Origin of the sequence: Cloacibacterium normanense, assembly GCF_002943105.1 — a bacterium.
Classification (GTDB): Bacteria; Bacteroidota; Bacteroidia; order Flavobacteriales; family Weeksellaceae; genus Cloacibacterium.
In genome coordinates, this window is the sequence record NZ_PTPZ01000016.1 from 1 (window position 1) to 4,495 (window position 4,495).

General features: G+C 36.1%; 3 protein-coding genes. All 3 read right to left on the minus strand.

The features are described from left to right. Window positions 1–756: 756 nt before the first annotated feature. The 3 genes from C3729_RS13130 to C3729_RS13140 all read right to left on the minus strand — a co-directional run bounded on the left by C3729_RS13130 (window position 757) and on the right by C3729_RS13140 (window position 4,178). Window positions 757–1,119 (minus strand): transposase, encoded by a 363-nt coding sequence (locus C3729_RS13130; RefSeq protein ID WP_311316427.1) that lies wholly within the window; start codon window positions 1,117–1,119, stop codon window positions 757–759. A gap of 336 nt (window positions 1,120–1,455) precedes the next feature. Continuing rightward, window positions 1,456–3,375, minus strand: a complete 1,920-nt coding sequence (tet(36), locus tag C3729_RS13135) for a tetracycline resistance ribosomal protection protein Tet(36) (RefSeq protein ID WP_086980648.1) — start codon at window positions 3,373–3,375, stop codon at window positions 1,456–1,458. Window positions 3,376–3,653: 278 nt separating this feature from the next. Next, the gene (locus tag C3729_RS13140; RefSeq protein ID WP_260204531.1) at window positions 3,654–4,178 is read right to left on the minus strand and encodes a thymidylate synthase; all 525 of its coding nucleotides are present in this window, start codon (window positions 4,176–4,178) and stop codon (window positions 3,654–3,656) included. Window positions 4,179–4,495 lie beyond the last annotated feature (317 nt).

Below are 4,495 nucleotides of genomic sequence, written 5' to 3' on the forward strand. Positions count from 1 at the left end.
TTTACGATAAACCCATAGTGTTGAAAAAGCTCCCGAAGCTTCCGTTCAACAGGAGTTTCATTGTTGGCTCTTCGAGCCCAACGAAACTCTGGTTATTATCTGCAGGCGTTTTATTTACTTTTTGAATAGTTATTGTATAACTTTATCAGAGCAATTATACTAAATATGTTAATAAACCAAAGTAATAAGTATTTACTTTGAAAAGGTGACTCGTTAAAAAAATCAGTCATAGCACTTATTGTTAAAAGCAAACCGATTGATGTGAGAATAGTAAAAATTATTAAAATATTTTTATTGGGATTTATAAACCAATTTTCTTTCTTCATTTTTATTGTTTTTAATTAATTTTATTTATTTGTTAATTGCTAACTCATTATATGCTAAGCATCTTTTAAAACGAATTTTTTATGCAAACGATTATTTAAGTGTTAGTTTTTAAAATATTAATCAGTTTATTTATGCTTTCACGATCAATGTTTTGTAAGTTGAAATTATTTCTTTGTCTATTTGTCTCAATTTTAACGCACTGTCGCTCAATCCGTGTGTCGGAGCGGGACGGGCTTGAAGGCTCTTTTGGCATTTTTGGGTTGAGGGCAAGCCTTGCGGGAATGCCAAATGTGCCTGAGAGCGAAGGGATGGTGTGCGTTTGGTTGCTAATCATATCCTAATTCCTTTCGCATTGTTTTTAAAATATCTTCATTCAAGGTTTCAAATTGTCCCCACGCTGGCGCGGGTCTGCGACCCGTGCCATTCAACCTAATCAATAACCAAAATATCTATCATCCCATTTTCTCCAGTGTAATCGTAAGCACTACTATACATGTAGTCTTCGGCTTTAAATACTAATCCTTCTTCCACCGGATTTTGATGAATATAGTTTAGCTTTTGAGTAATAACTGCATTGCTCCACAATTCAATCGGCTTATTATCTCCTCTCCACAGGCTGTATCCTTCTTTCGTTTCAAGTTGTTTCAGCAACCACTCTTTTCGGCTTTCCTCATAATTTTCTTTTATAGCTTTAATGACGGCTTTACAGCTAAATTTCTTGAAATCTCTTACTATATCCTGAAGCAAATATCCTTCTTTTGCTCTTATCATCAGATGAACATGATTGGTCATTATGCACCATGCAAATATCTCAAGTCCTTTATTGTTTTGACAATAAATAAGATTTTCAATTAGAATATCTTTTTGTATACGTTACGTGTAAATACATCTACCCAACTTTGTACAGCAAACGAGACAAAATAGACTCCTTCAGGATTATGAAACTTGTATTTTCTACTCATAAGTTACTTTATTATTGGCTATATGTATAGATATGTTGGCACGGGTCACAGACCCGCGCCAGCGGGGGGATTTTTCTTTCAGACATAATTGTATAGTTAATTTGTAGGAACAAGATACAAAAATAGTGCGAGAATGCATTCTTTGATTATTTTGCTTATCATTCTCTTATCCTAATTCCTTCTCAAACATATACATCAATTTATCTTTTTCATTCAGTTCTACACTTCTGCTTACCTTTTTATTGGTGATTTGATAGCCCGAAAATCGAGTAACAAAACTGCCCAAGCCTTGAGTGTAGGAGCTGACTTCTGCTGAGTATTCTTTACTAGTATCTAAAGGAATTTCACCCAAAATAGTAGTCCAATCACCATCTGAAGTAATAGTAGATATTTCGCCTTGCATCTTGTTGATGTCTGTAATAGCCCTAGCATTCACAGCTATTGGAATTTGCAATTTAAAATCTAAGATTGGCTCCAACAACTCAACATCAGCTTGTTGTAAAGCCAATCGAAAAACATAGGGAGCTAAACTTCTAAAGTCGGCAGGTGTGCTCACTGGACTATAATAGATTCCGTGAGAAAAAGTGACTTTAAGGTCGGTTACTTCCCAGCCATACAAACCCGATTCACAGGCTTTCTTGACTCCATCGAATACTGCATTCTGAAAAGATTGATTCAAGTAGCCCAATGAAATATCGCTCTCTATCGTAAGTCCCGCACCGATTGGCAAAGGTTCTATAATCAAGCCAATAGATGCCCAATAAGGATTAGGTGGCACTTCGATATGAATGGTGTATTCCGATTTCGTTTTCAGACGTTCCTTATAAATCGTTTTCACCTCTTCAAAGTAAGCATCTACCGAAAATCGCTCCTCCAACAAAGTCAAAATAACTTCCCGTTGAGTTGCTCCATAAAGAGAAACTTCTAGCTCATTATTATCAGCATTGATACCAAACGTTAAAGATGGATCTTCTACCGATAATACATTCATAGCAGAAATTAATTTACTCCTATCCTCTACTTTGGCAGGATGTATAGATGATTTGAGAGCAGGACTAGGAATATTCAATTTATCAAATAAACTTGGCATTGTTCCTAAATAATCACCTACCATCAGACTTTCGGCATGGTCTAAAATTGCAATATCGTTTGTAGAAACTTCATCTACATCTATTTCGTTTCCAGCGTAAAAGGTCTTTAAACTTCTTATTTTCAGATTCTCATCTGAGCCATTGAGGTTGTATGATTTTCTTGTTCTAAGGCTTCCCCCTATAATCTTTAGATAGGCTCGTTTCTGTTCCTTCTTATTATGCTCAATTTTATAGACATAGGCAGATAAATCGTTCTCTTGAGGTAGAGATGTTTCAATAAAAGTAGTGATTGAGTTTAGCAAATCTTCGATACCAATGCCATACATTGCTGAGCCATGGTAGATAGGATGTAGTTTAGCGAATTGAACAAGATGAATCATTGAACTCCAATAGTCTGAATTTGAGAGTTGCGTATCGCTTAAGTATTTTTCAAGCAAAGAATCATCTTTCTCCAAAATTGTTTCTCTGTCCTTTTCTGATATGTTGTGTATTGTACAGCTAGAAGTTAAAATCTTGCCATCAACGGATTGCATAAGAAGAATATCTTTTGAAAGGCTATTTTGTATTTCGAAATAAAGCTGATTTAGATTTACTCCCTCTCTATCTATTTTGTTGATAAATAGAATGGCTGGAATTTCTAGTTGTTGCAAGACATTGAACAACAATCTCGTTTGAGCTTGAATACCCTCTTTAGCAGACACCACAAGAATAGCACCATCTAGCATTCTAAAAGTGCGTTCCACTTCTGCTAGAAAGTCCATGTGTCCAGGAGTGTCGATAATATTAATCTTTGTATCGTTCCATTGAATAGACGTTGTAGAAGCTCTAACGGTGATACCTCTTCGTTTTTCAATATCCATCGAATCGGTTGTGGTATTACCTTTGTCCACACTTCCACGTACCTCAGTTGCTCCACTAGCAAATAGCAAGTTCTCAGTAATGGAGGTTTTTCCTGCATCAATATGTGCAAGAATACCTATATTTATAGTTTTCATTTGATTTTGTAAATAATATAGCGGATGCTTTGTAGAAATGCATCACATAAAAAATACATCCTTGATGGTAGAATGTACCACAAGAACTTGAATTCGTATTTCTAATTATATTATTTACTGCCGCATAGTGTGACAAAGGTAGAAAATAAATTATAATCGCCAAAAAGAAAAGTACATTAATTCAAAAAGAAAAGTACATTTTTCGGGCGTTTTTTCAAAAAATTGAGCGACAATCTTATTCAGGTTGCCGCTCTTTTTTAATACTATTTAAATGCCGTTTATCCGACGTTTAAATCAAATTTCACGTCTTCGTTGGCCGCAAGCAGTTTCTTGGTTCGTTCGATGTTATTCTCGTAGATGTGGACGTTGCCAAGGTTCAGCGTGATGGATTTCAACGGCAGTTCTATTTGGCGAGACATCAAATACAAGTGGTAAATATCTGCCGGAAGTCCCAAGTTTGCATCGGAGCTTCGCTGGTAAGCAGACAACACAAGTTCGCAGTCATCTATTTGAAACTGTACAAGTGATAAGCACGGGGCTTGATTGCTCTCCGCACCGGTTTCACCAAGGAATAGTACATAGTTCTTACTATTGCGCTTTTCTCGGTTGATTTTGGCTATCAATGGCGGCAGTTTCTCAAAGTAGGTCGGGTAACTGTTTACAAGAATGCTTCCACAATAATCCCACCAATTGATACCTGCCTCGCGGTAACGTTCCACACTTCGCTCTCCAAGCATAAACAGAGTTAACTCATTCTTTAGCTTTTTTCGAGCAATGCCGTGGCTCTCGAATATATCGAGCAAATCGGCTGGCGACAGCGACAATTGTTCGTTAAGCAGATAACGTTTTGCGGCTTTGCGAAGGAGCGGATTAGAAAGACTAAACTTTCAATTTTGAACTAACTTAAGCAAAACCATTTTTTCTATTTGCTAATTTACATTTTAAAAGCAAATAAAAAATGGTTTTGCGGATTAAATGCACAAACCTTGAATTAACCACTTAACCCGCTCTTTTGCAAAACCGATGTTGAACTAAACCTTCGGTAGCTTTCTCAGCGCTATATTTAGTTACTTTGTAAAACTAATTAAAAATCAGTAAAATGGCAACAAAAAAAAGAGTG